Source organism: Acidisoma sp. C75 (genome assembly GCF_054665095.1).
This window is the reverse complement of sequence record NZ_BAAFHD010000007.1, coordinates 129344-146032: the sequence shown is the minus strand read 5'-3', so window position 1 is coordinate 146032 and position 16689 is coordinate 129344. Positions and strand designations below refer to the sequence as shown.

Here is a 16689-nt window from a genome sequence, read left to right as displayed (position 1 = left end):
GCCCGACGCGACCGCTCCCGGGCTCGGCGATGTACGGCCGCGTGCCATGGTCGGCGCGTGACTGGTGAGGAGTCAACAGAATTGCCTGCGGGGCGCGGAGGCCGCGCGTCGCCCGGAAGGGCAGCGCGGCAAGGGCCGCCAAGCCTTGCCGCGCCAGACCCTCAGTTCACCGGCACTTCCCGCCAGCCGCCCTGATACATGCAGTCCCGGAACACCGAGTCCCGCCCATCGCTGTTCGCGTCGGTGGTCGATTCCTGGATTGCGTAGTAACGGCCGCCGCGCTTCACGCAGCCGTTGAAACTGTTCTTCTCGCACTTCTTGCGGTCGCTATAGCTCGCGCCACGCGAATAGGTCGTATAGAGGTTAGGGGGCAGCACCATGTGCGAGACCGCCTGGCAGTGGGTTTCGGCCGCGTCCCGGTCCGCCTCGGAGGCGCCGGGTTTCTCCCAGGTGGTGCATCCGGCAAGAAGGCCGCAGGCGATAAGCGCGAGGCTTGCCAGGCGCGCATACCGGCGCAAGCCTCCGGTCGGATCAATCATCTCGTCGTCTCCTTTGTTTGAGGATGATAACCATCCCTAACAAAGCGCCTACCGGGTGGATAGGGCATCCGCAGGCGAAGGCGGCACCTTACGGCGTGGCGTTTTCACGCGCGATACGGCGGGCCGCCCGATCGAGCGGTCCGGCGAAGATCACCCCGGCCGGATGGATCGGCAGGCCTGCCGCGGCGAGGGCTTCGGCCGACCAGGTGTTGCAGGTATGGGTGAGGCGGTAGCTGCGCGCGGCGTCGTAGAACAGGCTGCCGGGGAAATTGCCTTGCGCGATAAAGCGGGGCTCGCCTGCCGGGGTTTTGGCGAAAGCCCGCCAGAGAAAGGTCGAAAGCCGCGCCGCGCCGGCCGCGCTGATCGGCAGGGTGATGGTATGGGCCCTGCCATAGCCAAGCGCCGGCGGGGCGTTGAGCGCGCTGACCTCCAGCGCCGCCGGGCCGGGGAAGGGCCCGATGATCCATTCGCCGATGGAATGGGCCGGGGCGATCATGAAGGTGCGTTTGCCGTAGCCGATCACCAGCGTCTCCGCACCAGGGAAGCGCGCCGCGAAAGCGAGCAGCGGGCCGCTTATTTCCGAGACCGGCATCGCGATATCGGTGTGCCAGCCGTGGCTGAGGAGCGAGACGGTGTCGGGGAGGCGGGGACGGTCTTGCGCCCGGATTGCCTGAGCGGCGGCGCGGCTGGCGGCCCCCTGCGACGTCCGGGCCTCCGGGGTTGCCGCACAGCCGCCAAGGGCCAGCACGCCGGCGGCGAGCAGCGGCGCGACCAACAGCTTCCGGCCGAGCCGGAAGCGCAGGTGCCGCCACGCATAGGCCGGCATCGGCCGTTTACCGAGGGCTCGCCTGGCCCCTCGGGCCCGATCAGGGGCAGGCGGTGCCGGTATTTCCGCCGCAGGGCGTGCCTTGGGTCGTCTGCCCGTTCGGCATGATGATGTAGGTCTTGGCGGGCGGCGCGCTGCCCCCGCCGCTCGCCGAGCTGCAGGCCGCGAGCGACACGGCGAGACCGAAGGCCGAGGCGAGGAGGAGGGCGAGGCGCATGGCGAGAATGCTCCAGGCAAAGAGGATAGTGGGCGGGCGCTCACGATCCGCGGCGCCGCACGCGGGGCCTTCCTGCCTATCCAAAGGTCGGCCGCCGCGCAAGAGCCCGGAAATCCCTGCAATCGTTCAGGAATTTGGGCTGTCTTCGCCGGCCGCCCCGGCCCTGCGCTCTGCTGCCGCGCCGTATCAGCCTTGATCTGGGCGGGGGCATTCCTTGCGCCGAATCAATGAGTGTTCTGCCCCCGACGTGTGTAATATGCGTGACAGTTGGATTGGAGGGACTGGCGATGAGGAAAGCTCTGGCGTTTTGCGGGATGGCTCTGGCAGCGGCGATGACGACGCCTGCCTCGGCGCTGACGCTCGATGCGCCGGTCGGGCTTTCCCTCGCTCAGCCCGCTTATACCCAGAACGGTTTGAGCAATGCGACCGTGCTGATCGTCCGGCACGCCGAGAAGCCGGGCTTCGGCCCGGGGCTTTCCGATGCCGGCGATATGCGCGCGCTCGCCTATGCGCAGTATTTCAAGAGCCTCGCGATCGGCGGCGCGCCGGTGCATATCGATTCGCTGGTCGCCGCGAGCGATACCCCGTCGAGCGCCCGTCCGCGGCTGACGCTGGAGCCGCTGAGCCAGGAGATGGGCGTGCGGATCGCGCAGCCTTGCGCAGAGACCGATGTGCATCAGCTGGTTTCCTGGCTGCGTTCGCGCCCGCAGCCGGGCACCACCTTGATCGCCTGGCATCACACCAAGATCAGCAAGCTGCTCGCCGCTTTCGGCGCCGATCCGAAATCCGTTCTGCCGGGCGGCCGCTGGCCGAACGACGTCTTTGATCAGGTGGTGGTGCTGCGTTTCGATGCCGGCGGCAAGCTGATCCCGGGCCAGACCCGGCTTCTGCAGGAGCCGAACTCGGTCAACAATGTGGTGTGGAAGGCGATGTCTCACCCGACCATCCGGCCTTTCGAGCCCTTCCTCATGCAGTCGGCCGCGGTAACGCCGCCGAAGGCCGACGAGCAACTCGCCGCTCGGTAAAACCGCAGTCTCTGTCTCCGCTGCCATTCGGTTCACCCCGGATGGCTTGCCCGGCAGCCTCGTGGGTTTTCACAGTGGCGCGTGTCTTTGTTGAGCATCATCTCCGCCTGCCGCCTTGAAGATCGGTAAGTTGCCGGGCGCGGGCGGGGTGGGGCACCATCGTGGCGATGTGAACCGGCGCGCGGAGACTGCTCTTGTCCCTTCCTCTTGCTGAAGCCGGTGCTGGCGCCGCCGCGCGCAGAGCGGACAGCCAGCGCGCTTCCCGCCGGCCGTTTGGCTGGCTGCTGCGCCCCCTCTACGGCCTCTATGAGGCGAGGCTGATGCGACAGATCGCCGCCGCGCCCGCGCCGCGCCATATCGGCATCATTCTCGACGGCAATCGCCGCTTCGCCGCCCGCGCCGGATGGGAAAAGGCGCAGGAGGCTTATCGTATCGGCGCCCAGAAGCTGGACGAGGTGATCGCCTGGTGCCGCGCGCTCGGCATTCCCGCCGTCACCCTCTGGGTGTTTTCGACCGACAATCTTGCCCGCCCGCGCCATGAGGTGGAGGGGATCATGGCGGCGATCGAGGATAAGATGCGCGCCCTCGCGACCGATCCGGAACTGCATGCGCAGCGCGTCCGCGTGCGCGCCATCGGCCGGCTCGATCAACTACCGGAAACGACGCAGGCGATCATCCGCAGCGCGGAGGCGGCGACGGCCGGGTATGACGGCATGCTCCTGCATATCGCCATCGCTTATGGCGGGCGGGAGGAAATCGCCGACGCGGTGCGCGCCATGATGGCGCAGGATGCGGCGGCCGGCCTTTCCCTCGCGGAGGCTGCCGAGGCCGTGACGCCGGAGCGGATCGCCCGCCATCTCTATCTGGCCGATGCGCCGGAGCCTGACCTCATCATCCGCACCAGCGGCGAGGTGCGGCTATCAGGCTTCCTGCTTTGGCATAGTGCGCGCAGCGAGTTCTACTTCTCGGACGTTCTCTGGCCCGCTTTCCGCCATGTCGATTTCCTCCGCGCGGTACGGGCCTTCCAGCAGCGGGATCGGCGCTTCGGGCGCTGAGGATGGTCCTCAATAGGGCGGGGCTTTGCGGGCGCGTTGCGCGCGGGCCGCTTCCGTCCACCAGGCGAGATCGTCGGCGAAGCGGCTGAAGGCATGGCCGAGGGCTTCGCCCGCGCTGCCGATGGGCTTGGCCTCTGCATCCAGTGTGGCGGCAATCGGCCCGACCGTCAGGGTCGAGGAAATGACCACCATGCCCATCTCCGAAAGCGTGCCGTGCCAACTGGCGCTTGCGCGGGCGCCACCGAGCCGGCCCGCGGAATAGCTGGCGATCGCCGCCGGCCGCCAGAACCACTCCTCCAGGAAATGATCGGTGAGGTTCTTGAGGCCGGGCTGCATGCCCCAGTTGTATTCGCCGGTCACGAAGATGAAAGCATCCGCCGCGCGGATCTCGCCGGCGAGCCGCTCCAGCGCCTCGGGCGCGCTGCCCTTGGGGTATTCCTTGTACATGCGGTCAAGCATCGGCAGGCCGATCGCCTTGGCGTCGATCAGCTCAGCCGTATGGCCGCGCGCGCAGAGTTCCCGAACCAGGAAATCGGCGAGGCGGATGCCCATCCGGTCCGCGCGGTACGAGCCATAGAGGACGAGGATACGGTCAGCCATGGCCCGAACTCCTGCACTGTCTCCAGCCGCCTGCCTCCGGCATGGATATGAGGGCGGCGCAGCGCGGTCAATGCGAGAGGCAGCCGCGACCCTGCTTTCCGCCTAGCGGTTGACGGCGGCTATTAGCTGACCTAAGTCAGATATATGTCGCTCGATCCTGTCGCCCGCGTGCGCCGCTTCAACCGTGCCGTTACCTCCGCCGTCGGCGCGCTCGATCATTCCTTCCTGCGCCGCGGCCGCACGCTCGGCGCCGCCCGCGTGCTCAACGCGATTGGCCATGGCAAGCAGGAAGTTGCAGCGATCCGCGATTATCTCGGCCTCGATTCCGGGTTGATGAGCCGGCTGCTGCGTGGGCTGGAAGCGGAAAGGCTGGTCGAGGTGCGGCCCGGGCCGGGAGATGGGCGGCGGCGGACGGCGCATCTTACCCCCGCGGGCCTCGCCGAATTCCGTGCCTATGAGCGGATTTCGGATCGTCACGCGAAAGCCATGCTGGGCGAGGGGCAAAGCCGCGCCGGGCGGCTGCTGGAGGCGATGGACCTCATCGCGACGGCGCTCGGCGCGGAGCATGTCATGATCGAGGCGCATGATCCGCGCGATGCGCTCGCGCGGTATTGCCTGGGCGAATACTATGCCGAGCTCAGCCGCCGCCTCGCCGCTGGATTCGATGTCACACTGTCAAAAGATCCGGACGCCGCCTTGATGATGCCGCCCCGCGGCACCTTTCTTGTCGCGATGAGCGACGGGCTGCCGCTCGGCTGCATCGGGCTCAAGGGCACGAACGCCGATTACGCCGAGATCAAGCGGCTCTGGGTGGCGCCGGCCGGGCGCGGCCTCGGCCTCGGCCGGCGGCTGATGGAAGCGGCGGAAGAGGCGGCGCGGGGGCTCGGCATCGCCTGCCTGCACCTCGACAGCAACAGCGCGCTTGCAGAGGCGCTGGCGCTTTACGCGGCCTTGGGCTGGCGGGAAATCCCGCGTTTCAACGATGATCCCTATCCCGATCGCTTCTTCGAGAAGCAACTCGGCTGAGCCGGGGGCGCTCAGCCCGCGGCCAGCTGGTCGTAGGCTTCCAGCGCCTGGGCCGCATACATCACCGAAGGCCCAGCCCCCATATAGACCGCGGTCGCCAGCGTCTCGGCGATTTCCGCTTTGCTGGCCCCGCGTTTGGCCGCGCCCTCGGCATGATAGGCGATGCAGGGCGCGCAGCGCGTGCTGACGGCAAGGGCCAGCGCGATCAACTCTTTCGTCTTGCCGTCGAGCGCGGTGCCGCCATGCGCCGCACGCGCCATCTCTGCGAAGCTTTTCATGACATCGGGCGCCGCCTGGCGCAGATCGCCAACGCCCTTATTCATATTCTCGATCAGCATTTTCCAGTCGGCGATCATGGCGGTCCCTCATGCTGGGATGGAAGCCGCATCCTCTCCCCAAAGTCCGCGGAAGGCCTTGATCCTGGTCAAGCAAATGGCCCGGCTAGGGTTGTTCTGGAGGGCGAAAGGCTTAGGCTGCCGGCAAGCCGGCGCGGCCCCGCGGGGGCGCCGCGCAACAGGGCGTGACAGTGAGACGAGCGGGCAGGCGAGCGCATGGCGCGCCCGCTCCGGAACGGCGGGAGAGACGTGCGGATGACGGACGAGACCAATCCAACGCCTGAAATCCTGCCCGCGCATCAGGCGGTGGCCACCGCCAAGTCCCCACCCAAGGCGGAACCCCGCGAGCGGGATGCCGAGATCGCCCGCATGGGCCTCTTGCCGCTCTCAGCCGTCGCGCTCATCGTCGGTATCGTCACGGGCTTCGGCGCGGTCGTCTTCCGGGCGCTGATCGCCTTCGTGCATAACCTTCTGTTCCTAGGGCATTTTTCGATCGCGTATAACGCGAGCATGTTCACGCCGCCGAGCCCCTGGGGGGCGGCGGTCATCCTGGTCCCCGTGATCGGCGGGATCGGCGTCACCTGGATCGTCTCCAACTTCGCGCCGGAAGCGAAGGGCCACGGCGTGCCGGAGGTGATGGACGCGATCTATTACAAAGCCGGCAAAATCCGGCCGGTGGTCGCCGTGGTGAAATCGCTCGCCTCGGCGCTTGCCATTGGCAGCGGGGCGGCTGTCGGGCGGGAAGGGCCGATCATTCAGATCGGCTCGGCGCTCGGATCGAGCCTCGGCCAGTTCATCCGCATGCAGGCGGGGCAGCGCATCACGCTGGTGGCCGCCGGCGCCGGCGCCGGCATTGCGGCCACCTTCAACACGCCGATCGGCGGCGTGCTTTTCGCAACCGAACTGATGCTGCCGGAAATCAGCGTCAATACCTTCCTGCCGGTCGCGGTCGCGACCGGCACGGCGACCTTCATCGGCCGCCTCTTCTTCGGCTCAGAGCCCGCCTTCAGCGTGCCGGTCAATCTCGCGGCCCTGCCCAACAGCCCGAGCAGCGCGCTCATCCTCGTGCTCTATGCGCTGCTCGGCGGCGTCATCGGCGTGGCGGCGGCGGGCTTTGTCCGCGGCCTGCACTGGATCGAGGATGGGTTCGATCGCATCCCCGGCCGCTACCTGCGCCATATCCTCGGCATGCTGCTCGTCGGCCTCATGATGTACGGCCTCTTCCTCTATGCCGGGCACTACTTCATCGAAGGCGTGGGCTATGCGACGATCCAGGCGACACTCTACGGCCATATCGTGATGGCCGGCTTCCTGCTGCTGCTCTTCATCGCGAAGCTGCTGGCGACCTCGATCAGCCTCGGTTCGGGTTCCTCGGGCGGCGTGTTCTCGCCGTCCCTGTTCATGGGGGCCACGCTCGGGGCCGCCTTCGCTGCTATCATCGGCGCGATCCTGCCGGGCGTGCCGGTGAGCCTGCCGGCCTTCGCCATCGTCGGCATGGGGGCGATGGTCGGCGGCGGTACCGGGGCCGCGATGACGGCGGTGACGATGATCTTCGAGATGACGCGCGACTACAACATCGTGCTGCCGATGATCCTGGCCGTGGCCGTCGCGCTCGGTGTCCGCCGTCTGCTCTCGCGCGAGAATATCTACACGCTCAAGCTGGTGCGCCGCGGCCACCCCATCCCCAAGGCGCTGCACGCCAATATGTTCCTGGTGCGGAGCGCCGAGGACATCATGGCGCGCGATGTGCTGGTGCTGGATGAAGGCACCTCCTATGCGAGCTTCCGCCAGATGGCGGCGAGCCATGGCGGCTTGCAGCATGTCGTCGTCACGCGGGAGGGCGAGATCGTGGGCACCATCACGGTCGATGACGAGCTTCGGCACGCCCTCGCCGCGACGACGACGCATCTCGCCTTGTCCACCCTGGCGCAGCAGGGCTTCACGCTCGTGCATCAGCAGGATGTCGCCTTCGACGTCATCAAGACACTGATGCGGGAAGGCGCGCAGATGGCGGTGGTGCTGAGCCGCACCCGCCCGGGGGAGGCGAAGCGCGTGCTCGGTGTCATCACCAAAGCGCAGGTGGCCGATTCGGTTGCCGATAGCGTGCGGATGTATCCGGGCTGAGCGCGACGCCGGGTCTCAGCCCGCCGGTAGGCCCGGCAGGTTGAGGCCGAAGGTCTGCGCCAGCAGGATGGCGTTCAGCACCAGGATGCCGGCCGTGCAGAGCAGCGCCAGGGCATGGGTGAGGCGGCCGTTCGCGAAGGCGCCCATGATGCTGCGCTTGCGGGTGAAGACCACGAGGGCGATCATCGGGAAGGGCAGGGCGAAGGAAAGCACGACCTGGCTGATGACGAGCGCGATCGTCGGATTGGCGCCGAAGCCGATGATGACGAAGGCTGGCACCATGGTGATGACGCGCCGCAGCCAGACGGGGATACGAAAGCCGACGAAGCCCTGCATGATGAGCTGCCCGGCCATGGTGCCGACCGCCGAGCTCGAAATGCCCGAGGCCATCAGCGAAATCAGGAAGATGGCGGCAGCGGCGGGGCCGAGCAACGGCGTCAGCGTGTGATAGGCGGTCTCGATATCCGCGACGTCTGAATGGCCGGCGTGGAAGGCGGCGGCCGCCATCATCACCATCGCCATATTGACGAGGCCGGCGAGCGACAGCGCGATGATGACCTCGCGGTTCGAGAAGCGGACGAGCGCCCGCCGCTCCTTCTCGCTCCGCGCGGGCGCCCGGTGCTGGGTCAGGCCCGAATGCAGGTAGATCGCATGCGGCATCACCGTCGCCCCGATGATGCCGACGGAAATGGTCAGCGCCGTCGTATCCGGAATATGTGGCCAGACGGCGTGAAGGCCGGCGGCCGGCCAATCCACCGGCGCGATGAGCACTTCGAGAAGGTAGCAGAGGGCGATCGTGCCCATCAGGCCGCCGATGATCATTTCGATCGGCCGAAAGCCCCGCCCGGCGGCGGCGAGAACCGCATAGGTGACGATCGCGGTGGCGACCATGCCGGCCAGCAGCGGTATGTGCAGGAGGAGGGAAAGCCCGATGGCGCCGCCGAGGAATTCGGCGAGATCGGTCGCCATGGCGGCGATTTCGCTGATCACCCACATGCAGAGCACGGTGGGGCGGGGCAGCCGGTCGCGGCACACCTCTGCAAGGTTGCGGCCGGTGACGATGCCGAGCTTGGCCGAGAGGGCCTGGAAGAGCATGGCGGTGAGATTAGCGAGCAGCACCACCCAGAGCAGGGTATAGGCGTAGCGCGCCCCGGCCTGGATATTCGTCGCGAAATTGCCGGGATCCATATAGGCGATGGAGGCGATGACGGCGGGGCCGGCGAAGAGCAGCGCCGCCCGCCAGCGCGAGGGATGGCCGCCATCGAGCACCAGGCGGATATCCGCCGTCGTCCGCTCGCTCAACGAAAACTGCGCCGCCTCCTGCTTCATCCGTGATCCTTCAAAGCACATGGCACCGAATGTAGCCCATGGCACGCCCTCGTCAACTAGCGTCTCCATGACCCTTCTGGTACAAGCGGTGCATTGCTGGCGTTATGAGGATGGATGCCGTTGCGGGACATCACCGCGCATCACCCGGAGGAGACTGAGGCGACGGAGGAAACCGCCTTCGAGAAGCGCCACCGGCTGGCCCGGGCGCAGCGTTCCTCGGCGCTCACCGAGGACTACGTGGAGCTGATCGCCGATCTCATGGAACTGCACGGCGAGGTGCGGGTGACGGAGATCGCCCGCAGGCTCGGCGTTTCCCACCCGACCGCGGTGAAGAGCGTCGCCCGGCTGCGGCGCGATGGCCTCGTCACCGCGCGGCCCTATCGCGGCATCTTCCTGACGGAGGAAGGCAGCCTGCTCGCCGCCCGGGTGCGGGCCCGCCACCAGCTCGTGGTGCGGGTGCTGATCGAGATGGGCGTGGCGCGGGAGGATGCGGAGATCGACGCCGAGGGGATCGAGCATCACGTCTCCGATCGCACGCTGGAAGCTTTCGAGCGGTATCTTACTCGTCGTGAACGGCCCGTCTGAGCGCCGGCGCGCTTTGCCTTTGCCGCGGGGGGACGACCATGCGCCCCTCCGGTCATGAAGCCTTCGCCTTCCTCCCATGAACGGCCTGCCCTGGCTTGCGCCCCACGTGCCGCCTAACTTCGCTCCCAAGCGGGAGCAACCCGCGCGCCAGAGAAGCCAGGGAAACCAGAGAAAAGGGAGATAAGGGATGGATATGCGCAGCAGCGTTTCCGCCGCCCGGCAGATGATCGAGCGCTATGGCCTGCAGGCCGAGGCGATGGCGGCTGAGCGCGCCCGCTCTGCCCGCGAGCAGGAGGGCAGTGCCCCCAACCACTGGGACCAGGTGCAAATGGCGATCTGCGAATTGCGCCGGAGTGCCACAGCCCAGGGCACCCGCCGGCCATCCGCCGCCGAGCGGCCGCGCGGCTAGGCCGAGGCGGCCCTCGCCGGGGGGCTATTCCTCGGACACGAAGCGGCGCACCGCCTCGCCCCAAGGGCTCGGCACCCAGCCGAGCAGGCGCTGCGCCTTCCCGGCCGAGCCGCGCATGACCATGCTTTCGCCTGCCCGCATCGGGATCGCGCCGAAGTCGCAAAGCCGCGGATCGGCCCCGATGGAGGCAGCCATCTCCAGGATCACCTCGCGAAGGCGTGGCGATTGGCCGGCGCAGAGGTTGAAGATATCGCCGCCACCGCGGGCGAGATCGGCGGCGAGGGCCAGATAGCCGCGGACCACATCGGCGACATGCAGGAAATCCCGCGCCTGAAGGCAGGGGGAGAGCGCGATCCGCTCCCCCGCGCGCAGCGCCGCGCGAACCGAGGGCAGAAGCTTGTCGGGCGCGTCGAGGGGGCCGAAGGGCAGGAAGATGCGTGCGATCCGCACCGGCACGCCGAGCTGGGCGCCGAGTTGCAGGGCGCGCAGCGTCTCGCTGAGCTTCGAGAGGCCGTAGGGGGTGGCGGGCCAGCAAGCCTCCTCCTCGCCATGGGCTGCCTCCGAATCGGCATATTCCGCATTGCTACCGGTGATGATGGCGCCGCCACCCAGCCGCGCCATCGCCTCGAAAATGGCTGTCAACGGCTGGACGTTGAGCGCGAACCCCTCGGCGAGGTCGTATGCGGGGGAGCCATAGGCGTGGGTATAGCCCGCATGCTGCAGCCAGAGCGCGGGGGCTTCCTCTTGCGCGAAAGCGCTGATCGCCTCCCCCTGCCGGAGATCGAGCGGAGCGATGCGGACACCGGCGGCCGCGAGCCGCTGCAAGCGGAGCGCGCGGACACCGTCTGCCGCGCCGTGCCGGCTGACGGTTCCCACCACCGCATGCCCGGCGGCCGCGAAGCCGAGGCCGAGATGGCAGCCGACGAAGCTGCTCGCCCCCGTCAGCACGACCTTCATGCGCCGCTCCAGAGATAGGGGATCAGCGGCGTCTCGGGCGGCAGGCTCTCTCCCTCGGCCGGGTCGAAGGGCTCGCTCGCGCAATTGGCGATGAGCGACTCGCCGGCGGCCAGGCCTTCGAAGCCGTACCAGGTGCCGGGCGCGATCGTCAGCAGTTGGTAGGCGGCGCGGCCGAGTTCGAGCACCCGGACGCCTTCGCCCTGCCGATAGAGCACGGCGCGGATATGGCCGATCGGCACTGCGAGGTTGACCGTCTTGCGGCGATGCAGGTGCCAGGCCTTCCGCCTGCCTTCGAAGATGGTCGAGAAATAGACCTCTCCGAAAGCGCGAAAATGCGGATCGGTGGAGCGCAGCATGTGCAAGACGGCGCCGCGCTCATCGGGGAACTGCCGCAGCGGGGTGAGGGTGAAAAAGCTGCTCACGGCCGCCCGAGGTGTTTCCACGCCGCTTCATAGGCGGCGATTTGGCTGGCCGTGAAGCTCGGCACGTCCACCCCGGCCTGCCATTCGCGATACCAGCGGATGGTTTCGGTGATCGATTCCGCGTAACCCCAGACGGGCTCCCACTGCAGGTAATGATTGGCGCGATCGGTGTTGAGCTGCAGCCAGTGGTCCTCATGCGGGGCGTTCGGATCGCGCTGGATCGCGAGATCGCCTTGGCCCCAGAGGTCGATCACCTTGCGCACCACGGTTTCCACCGTCTGGTTCGCGCCATGGCCGGGGCCGAAGTTCCAGGCCTTGCAATAGGCATCGCCGCCCGGGGCCATGAGCCGCGCGCCGAGCAGAAGATAGGCGCCGAGCGGCTCCAGCACATGCTGCCAGGGCCGGGTCGCGTCCGGGCTGCGGATCACGATCGTCTCGCCCCGGCGCAGGAAGCGGATGCAATCGGGGATCAGCCGGTCGGTCGCCCAATCCCCGCCGCCGATGACATTACCGGCCCGCGCCGCGGCCGCACGCAGGCGGCCCTTGAGGAAGGAATTCCAATAGGCATCGAAGACCAGCTCGGCACAGCCCTTGGAGGCGCTGTACGGATCGCGCCCGCCGAGCGTGTCGGTCTCCCGATAGCCCCATTCCCAATCGACGTTGCGGTAGCATTTATCCGAGGTGATATAGACGAGGGTCTTGACGCTCTCCGTTTGCCGGACGGCTTCGAGCAAGTTGACGGCACCACCGACATTCGTATCGAAAGTCCCCTTCGGATCGGCATAGGCCGGGCGCACCAGCGCCTGCGCCGCGAGATGAAAGACGATATCGGGCTTGGCCGCGGCCATCACCCGGCCGATCGCGCCATCATCCCGAAGATCGCCTTCGACATGGTGCATCCGCCCGGCGAGGCCGAGCAGCGCGAAGTGGCTGTCCTCATAGGCGGGGGGAAGGGCGAAGCCCGTGACCTCGGCGCCGAGGGAGAGCAGCCAGGCCGAAAGCCACGAGCCCTTGAAGCCCGTGTGCCCGGTCACGAGGACGCGCTTGCCCTTGTAGAGATCGTCAAACATCGAAATGATCGCTCCCTTTCCGGGCGCTGCTGGTGGCGAGCGACCACTTCTTCCAGGGCGCTTCGTCCGTCACCCACATCTTGTTGAGGTCTTCCACGTCCTTCTTGGTGTCCATCGGCCGCCAGAAGCCGTTATGGACGAAGCCCATCAGCTCCCCCGCCGCTGCCGCCCGCTCCAGCGGCTCGCGTTCCAGAATGGTCTCGTCATCGTCGATCATATCCACGAAGCTCGGCTCCATGACGAAGAAGCCGGCGTTGACATAGCCGGCGCTTTGCAGAGGCTTCTCCTTGAAGGAGCGGATGAGCCCGCTCTCCTCGAACTCGACGACGCCGAAGCGGGCCGCGGGGCGCGCGAGCGTCATCGTGACCATCTTGCCGTGGCTCTTATGGAAGCGGATGAGTTCGTTGATATCGACGTCCGACACGCCGTCCCCATAGGTCGCCATGAAGGTTTCTTCGCCGAGCCACCGCCGCATGCGGCGGATGCGGCCGCCGGTCTGCGTCTTCAGCCCCGTGTCGATGAGGGCGAGCTTCCAGTTGACGGCCGGCCGCTCGACCGGCCGGGTCTTGCCGGTCGCCATGTCGATGATGAAGTCCGAATGGAGCGTCTCGTAATCAAGGAAGAAGGACTTGATGTATTCGGACTTGTAGCCCAGGGCGACGAGAAACTCGTTATGGCCGAAATGCGAATAGATGCTCATGATATGCCACAGCATCGGCAGGCCGCCGATCGGCACCATCGGCTTCGGAATGTCATCGGTATATTCTGAGAGGCGCGTGCCGAAGCCGCCGGCAAAGAGGATCGTTCTCATGGCGATGGTCTCTCTCTGGTTTGCAGTGTCTGGATGAGCAGGAGCGCCGCGGCGGCCATCAGCAGGCCAGCGGCGAGGATCGGCGCGGTCGGTCCGAGGAAGGAGATCAGCCCGCTCGCGATCGAGGTGACGCCGAAGGCGAGCGCGTTGATCGAGGCGGTGACGCCGAGGATCTCGCCCTGCCGCTCTCCCGCCTCGTCGGTGAAGAGCATGATGAGCGCGCCGTAGGCGACGGCGACGGAAGTGGCTACCGGCAGCGCGACGAGCCATTGCAGCCCTGCCGCCGGCAGGAAGGCGGCGAGCAGGATGCAGAGGGCGGTTGCCGCCATGCTGCCGCGCGCAATCACCGGCACGGCGAAGAAGCGACGCAGGAGCGGCATCGCCGCTGCGAAGCTGAAGCAGAAGCCGAGGCCGAGGGCGGCCATGTAGAAGTTCGCGGCACGGGCGGAAAAGCCCAGGGCGGCAAGCAGGAAGGGCGCGATAAAGAAGAAGAAGGCGCCCCAACCGAGTTGCTGGAGGAGAAAGACCAGGATGAGGCGGCGAAGCCGGGGCGCGTTCAGCACGCCCCGCAGATCGGTGAAGCTGCGGCCGATCCCGGCGCCCAGCACGCGCCATGGCATCCGGGCCACCCGCCGCTCGCCTCCCTCGACGATCCCGAGCCAGAGCAGCGTCGCCCCGGTCAGAACGACGACGCAGCCGAGCGGCACGATCTGCTCGGCCATCGCCCCGATGCCGGCGAGCGCACCGGAAAGTGCCGGGCCGCAGACGAAGCCGAGCGAGGAGGCGAGCAGCCCGGCATTGAGCCGCCCATGCTTCCCGGCGACCGGCCCGCGATCGCCCAGGGCCGCCAGCGCCACCGCCTGGGTTGCCGCTGTCAGCCCGCCGACCAGCCGCCCGGCGATGACCAGGGCTGCGGATGCGAGAAACAGCCCGGCCGCGATCGCGGCATAGGAGAGCATAAGCCCACCGCCGCAGATAAGCATGACGGGCAACCGTCCGGCGCGATCGGAGAGCGTGCCGAGGATGGGGGCGGCGAGGAAGGTCGCCAGCGGATAGATGCCGATCGCCACGCCATAGACGACCGCCTGCACCGCTTCACCCTGGCCGAGGGGATGGGCCGCGAGGATCGGGGCGATCATCGCGAACCCCATGGCATCCACGAAGATCAGCAGGCAGAGCGGCAGCAGGCGGGCGATCGCCGCTTCCCCCATGTCAGCCGCAACGTCAGGCAAGGTCCGGCGCCCCTTTCAGAGGTCTTTTTCGGTCCATTCGAAGCCGGCATCCTGCCAGCGGCTGAGACGCTCCGGCTCGTCGGAGGCCATGTCCGCGGGATAGACGCCTTCGCGATATTTCAGGGTCATTTCGACGAAGCCGCCATCGAGGCGCGCGATCTGCCCGCTTTTCTTCTGTTTGAAGTCGTCGCTCGCGCGATGGACGATACCGAGCGGCATGTGCGGCAGGAAGGGCTCCACCAGCAGGCCGTGTTCGGCATCGAATTTCGGCAGCGCCTGGTGGCAGACCCAGTTGCAGCGGGCCGGCAGAAATTCGAGGCCGTCGGCGCGATATGTCTCGAAATTCGCAAACAGCTCGTAATTGAGCGATGCCTGCTCGACATGGAAATTCCGACCATGCGCGAGCCCCTGGGCGATGCGCGCGGCCCATCGCTCCCAGAGTGGCGAGGCCGCCGGCATGGCGAAGACGCCGGTGTTGAGGATCGGATAGTCCCGATAGGTGGCGGCGACGTCCTCGCCGAACAATTCGCTGAAGACCTTGATGATGAAGGCGCGGTAGGACTGGCTGGTGCCGTAGTTGGAGATGAAGGAGCGGTCGATCTCCGGCGTGATGGCGATGAGGCCACGCGCGGCGCCCTGGGCGTAAAGCTCGACTGCGGACCAGTCCTGAACCCAGGCATCCGCATCCATATGCATGTAAATGTCATGCCCGGGGAAGTATTTGGGCAGATGCGGGCGGGCCAGGATGGCCTTGAAGGGCAGCGGAAGCCCGGCCGCCTCGCTCAGCCCGAATTCCCATTGCGGCACCACGACCTCGACCCCGAGGCCAGCAAGCCAGGCCTTCTGCTCGCCGGTCAGTCCGAGATCGAGACAGCCGAGCGCGACCGACCGACCCTGCGGCTTGTCACGCACCGAGAGGATCATTCCTTGCAAGAAGTGAAAGAATTCCGCCGAGGAGGCAGTCGCGATGATCACCCGATCTCTCCGTGTGATGACGAGGCGTGAAGCCGCAGGGGATAGCAGGCCATCGGCAACAGGCTCGCTGCCGCAATATTAAAGCTTGTTGAATAACAGCAAAATTTTCGCCAGCGTTTCGACTGTCTTTCTTGGCCAATCCCGCGGAGAAAGCAAGCCATCGGCGATGGCGAATCTCGCTTCTTGCTTGTGCGAGCATCTCTGCCTGGCCGAATGATGCCATCCGGCCAGGTGCGCCTCTATGCGCGAGGAGGATCGAGCAAGCCCGGCACCAGATCCCGGCAGAGGCCAGCGAGGCCGAGCAGCAGCGGGCCGAGCGGGGAGCTTCGCCGCCAGACGAGGCCGATCCGCCGGCTCGGGCAGGGTGCCTCGAAGGGGATGAGGCGCATCTGCGCGGGTTGCGCCATCAGCCCCTGCACCGCAAGCTTGGGCATGAGGGTGATGCCGTTGCCGGCCATCACCATCTGGCGCAACGTCTCCAGGCTGGTCGCGCGGAATTCTGCCGTCTCGCGTGAGCCGGAAAGCTGGCAGACGGCGAGCGCCTGGTCTCGCAGGCAGTGACCGTCTTCCAGCAGCAGGAGTTGCTGTTCCGCAAGATCGGCGAGTGCGAGGTGGCGGCGGCGGGCAAGCGGGTGGCCCGCCGGCACGGCGAGCAGGAAAGGCTCATCGAAGAGCTGTTCTTCCTGCATCTGCGGCTCGTTCACCGGCAGGGCGAGGATCGCGGCGTCGAGCTTGCCTTCGCGCAGGCGGGTCAGCAGGGCGTCCGTCTTGTCCTCCGTCAGGAAGAGGTCAAGCTTGGGGAAGCGCGCCCGCATCTGCGGGATGAGATGGGGCAGCAGATAGGGGCCGAGGGTCGGGAAGACGCCGAGCCGCACCGCACCCACCTCCGGCGCGCTGAGGCGGCGGGCCGATTCCCGGATGGCGGCGACTTCGGCGAGGATCGTCCGCGCCCGGCGCGCGGCATCTTGCCCCGCCGGGGTGAGCAGGAGCTTGCGCGGGGAGCGCTCTATCAACTCCACGCCGAGTTCCTCCTCCAGCTTGCGGATCTGGGTGGAGAGGGTTGGCTGGCTGACGAAGCAGGCCTCCGCCGCGCGGCGGAAGCTGCGATGCTCCGCCAGCGCGACGAGATATTGCAGATCGCGCAGGTTCATC

The 16689-nt window shown here is 67.3% G+C and carries 19 protein-coding genes; 6 read left to right on the top strand and 13 right to left on the bottom strand.

Features of this window, described 5'->3' with window-relative positions:
- Positions 1-161: 161 nt before the first annotated feature.
- The 3 genes from ACYQ7X_RS11145 to ACYQ7X_RS11135 form a co-directional block, all read right to left on the bottom strand.
- Complete coding sequence (locus ACYQ7X_RS11145) at positions 162-539, bottom strand: hypothetical protein (RefSeq protein ID WP_459697096.1); 378 nt, start codon at positions 537-539, stop codon at positions 162-164.
- Positions 540-627: 88 nt separating this feature from the next.
- Positions 628-1365 (bottom strand): DUF2459 domain-containing protein, encoded by a 738-nt coding sequence (locus ACYQ7X_RS11140; protein WP_459697095.1) that lies wholly within the window; start codon positions 1363-1365, stop codon positions 628-630.
- Between the two features lie 40 nt (positions 1366-1405).
- The gene (locus tag ACYQ7X_RS11135; RefSeq protein ID WP_459697094.1) at positions 1406-1582 is read right to left on the bottom strand and encodes a hypothetical protein; all 177 of its coding nucleotides are present in this window, start codon (positions 1580-1582) and stop codon (positions 1406-1408) included.
- A gap of 314 nt (positions 1583-1896) precedes the next feature.
- On the opposite strand from ACYQ7X_RS11135, the gene ACYQ7X_RS11130 reads away from it, so the two are divergent.
- Both ACYQ7X_RS11130 and uppS read left to right on the top strand, forming a co-directional pair.
- Positions 1897-2607 (top strand): hypothetical protein, encoded by a 711-nt coding sequence (locus tag ACYQ7X_RS11130; RefSeq protein WP_459697093.1) that lies wholly within the window; start codon positions 1897-1899, stop codon positions 2605-2607.
- A gap of 320 nt (positions 2608-2927) precedes the next feature.
- On the top strand, positions 2928-3662 hold the full coding sequence (gene uppS, locus ACYQ7X_RS11125) for a polyprenyl diphosphate synthase (RefSeq protein ID WP_459697092.1): 735 nt from the start codon (positions 2928-2930) through the stop codon (positions 3660-3662).
- A gap of 9 nt (positions 3663-3671) precedes the next feature.
- Here uppS and ACYQ7X_RS11120 read toward each other — a convergent pair whose 3' ends face one another.
- Entirely contained in the window at positions 3672-4262 is a 591-nt protein-coding gene (locus ACYQ7X_RS11120) for an NADPH-dependent FMN reductase (RefSeq protein WP_459697091.1), read from the bottom strand.
- A 144-nt stretch (positions 4263-4406) separates the two neighbouring features.
- Between ACYQ7X_RS11120 and ACYQ7X_RS11115 the strand changes: the two genes are divergently transcribed.
- The gene (locus ACYQ7X_RS11115; RefSeq protein WP_459697090.1) at positions 4407-5288 is read left to right on the top strand and encodes a bifunctional helix-turn-helix transcriptional regulator/GNAT family N-acetyltransferase; all 882 of its coding nucleotides are present in this window, start codon (positions 4407-4409) and stop codon (positions 5286-5288) included.
- Between the two features lie 11 nt (positions 5289-5299).
- Here the strand turns inward: ACYQ7X_RS11115 and ACYQ7X_RS11110 are convergent, their stop codons facing one another.
- Entirely contained in the window at positions 5300-5644 is a 345-nt protein-coding gene (locus ACYQ7X_RS11110; RefSeq protein WP_459697089.1) for a carboxymuconolactone decarboxylase family protein, read from the bottom strand.
- A 195-nt stretch (positions 5645-5839) separates the two neighbouring features.
- Between ACYQ7X_RS11110 and ACYQ7X_RS11105 the strand changes: the two genes are divergently transcribed.
- Complete coding sequence (locus ACYQ7X_RS11105; protein WP_459697088.1) at positions 5840-7747, top strand: chloride channel protein; 1908 nt, start codon at positions 5840-5842, stop codon at positions 7745-7747.
- 15 nt (positions 7748-7762) lie between these two features.
- Here the strand turns inward: ACYQ7X_RS11105 and ACYQ7X_RS11100 are convergent, their stop codons facing one another.
- Positions 7763-9076, bottom strand: a complete 1314-nt coding sequence (locus ACYQ7X_RS11100; RefSeq protein WP_459697087.1) for an Nramp family divalent metal transporter — start codon at positions 9074-9076, stop codon at positions 7763-7765.
- A 114-nt stretch (positions 9077-9190) separates the two neighbouring features.
- On the opposite strand from ACYQ7X_RS11100, the gene mntR reads away from it, so the two are divergent.
- Both mntR and ACYQ7X_RS11090 read left to right on the top strand, forming a co-directional pair.
- Complete coding sequence (mntR, locus tag ACYQ7X_RS11095) at positions 9191-9661, top strand: manganese-binding transcriptional regulator MntR (protein WP_459697086.1); 471 nt, start codon at positions 9191-9193, stop codon at positions 9659-9661.
- Positions 9662-9848: 187 nt separating this feature from the next.
- Positions 9849-10070, top strand: a complete 222-nt coding sequence (locus tag ACYQ7X_RS11090; protein WP_459697085.1) for a hypothetical protein — start codon at positions 9849-9851, stop codon at positions 10068-10070.
- 24 nt (positions 10071-10094) lie between these two features.
- Here ACYQ7X_RS11090 and ACYQ7X_RS11085 read toward each other — a convergent pair whose 3' ends face one another.
- From ACYQ7X_RS11085 to oxyR, 7 genes are all read right to left on the bottom strand, one after another.
- Positions 10095-11027, bottom strand: a complete 933-nt coding sequence (locus ACYQ7X_RS11085; protein ID WP_459697084.1) for an NAD-dependent epimerase/dehydratase family protein — start codon at positions 11025-11027, stop codon at positions 10095-10097.
- The gene (locus ACYQ7X_RS11080) at positions 11024-11449 is read right to left on the bottom strand and encodes a hypothetical protein (RefSeq protein WP_459697083.1); all 426 of its coding nucleotides are present in this window, start codon (positions 11447-11449) and stop codon (positions 11024-11026) included. The genes ACYQ7X_RS11085 and ACYQ7X_RS11080 overlap by 4 nt, the downstream gene beginning before the upstream one ends.
- Positions 11446-12519, bottom strand: a complete 1074-nt coding sequence (gene rfbG, locus ACYQ7X_RS11075) for a CDP-glucose 4,6-dehydratase (protein WP_459697082.1) — start codon at positions 12517-12519, stop codon at positions 11446-11448. The genes ACYQ7X_RS11080 and rfbG overlap by 4 nt, the downstream gene beginning before the upstream one ends.
- The gene (gene rfbF, locus ACYQ7X_RS11070; protein WP_459697081.1) at positions 12512-13330 is read right to left on the bottom strand and encodes a glucose-1-phosphate cytidylyltransferase; all 819 of its coding nucleotides are present in this window, start codon (positions 13328-13330) and stop codon (positions 12512-12514) included. Before rfbF ends, rfbG begins: the two co-directional genes overlap by 8 nt.
- The gene (locus tag ACYQ7X_RS11065) at positions 13327-14562 is read right to left on the bottom strand and encodes an MFS transporter (protein ID WP_459697080.1); all 1236 of its coding nucleotides are present in this window, start codon (positions 14560-14562) and stop codon (positions 13327-13329) included. Before ACYQ7X_RS11065 ends, rfbF begins: the two co-directional genes overlap by 4 nt.
- Positions 14563-14577: 15 nt before the next feature.
- Positions 14578-15537 (bottom strand): hypothetical protein, encoded by a 960-nt coding sequence (locus tag ACYQ7X_RS11060; protein ID WP_459697079.1) that lies wholly within the window; start codon positions 15535-15537, stop codon positions 14578-14580.
- 239 nt (positions 15538-15776) lie between these two features.
- Positions 15777-16688: a DNA-binding transcriptional regulator OxyR gene (gene oxyR, locus ACYQ7X_RS11055; RefSeq protein WP_459697078.1), complete on the bottom strand. Its 912-nt coding sequence runs from the start codon at positions 16686-16688 to the stop codon at positions 15777-15779.
- Position 16689 lies beyond the last annotated feature (1 nt).